The organism is Borrelia hispanica CRI, assembly GCF_000500065.1.
Classification (GTDB): Bacteria; Spirochaetota; Spirochaetia; order Borreliales; family Borreliaceae; genus Borrelia; species Borrelia hispanica.
The window spans coordinates 1-1,632 of the sequence record NZ_AYOU01000062.1 but is presented as its reverse complement, the minus strand read 5'-3'; the positions used below and the strand labels follow the sequence as shown (position 1 = coordinate 1,632).

Genomic DNA, 1,632 nt, shown 5'->3' with positions numbered 1-1,632 from the left:
AAAAGCGATATTAAAACTAATGTTATAGCATTTATTGTTGGTAGTAAGTCAAAAAAAGACACTACACCTCATAAAAAAATTATATTCAAAACTAAAGAAAATGAACGCATTCTTAAAAAAGCATGGATTATAACTTTACTTCCTAAAGGATATGAAAACTCTATTTACGCATTTATCAAAAAACTCATTCCTATTGGAAGAATACTTAAAATACAAAACTATAAGAATGAATACGTCAGAGAATTTAAAGGATAATAAATAAGGAGATTTTATGACTAATCAAGAAAGTCCTGAACAAGATACCGTCGTAAGACACGATGATACAATAGAAATTAGAAACCTCAATAGAAGAACCTCAACTGACCCCTCTGATCTATTGGTTTTAGATGATGGCTTTTCTAGTTGTCATGCAATTACTTTTGATGACTTTCGTAAAGAATTGCATAAAAAAACATTCGTTCAAGGCGAAGGAGTCGATGATTTTAAGCAAATAATACAAACTCTAATTGCAAATGAATTATTACAAAATACAAATCTTTACTTGACTCTTTATAAATCAAGCTTATCAAAAAGTTATAGAAAAACTCAAAAATAATGAATCCAGTGTTATGGATTCTATTCTTAGTAAAGTTACTAATAAACTTGAATATGATTTATCACAACAAGACACATTAAATAAAAATACTTATTTTCTAGGACTTTACTATTCTTCTTTGAAAAAAATAAAGGTTCAAGAACATCTTACCGGTATTAGTGAAGACTTCTATACAAGTAGTACTAGTACAATACAACCAAGATATAAATCTTATAGTAATAAGTATAGTGAAACTATAGATATGAATGATTTAAAACGTCGTCATTATATTTTTGACTTTTCAGACTCATCACAAGAAAATCAAAATGCTGAAATTATTATAGAAACAAGTAGTTCATATGATGATAAACCTATTTACTTAAATGTCCAAGTTAGAGGAATATCTAGTTCAACTTCTCAAGCATCTAAAACTGTCAAGATACAATATAAATATTCCTCATCATCAAAAAATATATTCTGGCTTTCAAGTGTCAATGGTGGAACAGGTCTGAGATTAAATATTTTAGAAGGTTGGTATATGCAAAAGAGAGTAGATGATATGCCTTTGCTTCTTAAATTATAATTTTTATTTTTGCTATATTTAATTTTAGATATATATTTAACTATACCATTTATTATAAAGTGAGGTTAAAGGATTATGCAAAGTCTCAATGCTTTATTAGAACTTTTACTTAATATTGACGGGGGTAAATTGATTATTATTTCTCTATTCATTTTAGGTATGGGTTCATTATTTGTTTTTCTTCTTAAACCAATAACTAAAGATATTATTAACATCTTAATTACCAAGTTTAAAAGCAAAGACAAAGGCGAAGATTTATGATATTTGGTAAAAGGTTATTACAGTCCAAGTAATATTGGACTGTAATAATTTTTTTCAGCTACTAAAAAATTACAAAAAATTTGTTTTTTACTTGATAATATTTTGTTTTTGCTATATATTTATTCTTAGGCAATTATGGATAGGAACGCAAGTTGAAAACTACGGTACTTGCAAACTCCATCCGAAAATGGTGCAATGCCTTATGCACCTACAA

Annotated in this window: 4 protein-coding genes; all 4 read left to right on the top strand. The window is 27.1% G+C overall.

What is annotated here, in order from left to right; genetic code table 11:
• Window positions 1–255: DUF735 family protein (locus U880_RS0101615; protein WP_024654505.1), on the top strand; the 255-nt coding region annotated here is incomplete at its 5' end.
• Window positions 256–271: 16 nt separating this feature from the next.
• Entirely contained in the window at window positions 272–595 is a 324-nt protein-coding gene (locus U880_RS11685) for a DUF685 domain-containing protein (RefSeq protein ID WP_024654504.1), read from the top strand.
• 13 nt (window positions 596–608) lie between these two features.
• Complete coding sequence (locus U880_RS11680) at window positions 609–1,157, top strand: DUF685 domain-containing protein (protein ID WP_024654503.1); 549 nt, start codon at window positions 609–611, stop codon at window positions 1,155–1,157.
• Window positions 1,158–1,232: 75 nt separating this feature from the next.
• A complete protein-coding gene (locus U880_RS0101600) occupies window positions 1,233–1,418 on the top strand; it encodes a BlyA family holin (protein WP_024654502.1) in 186 nt (61 codons plus the stop codon).
• Window positions 1,419–1,632 lie beyond the last annotated feature (214 nt).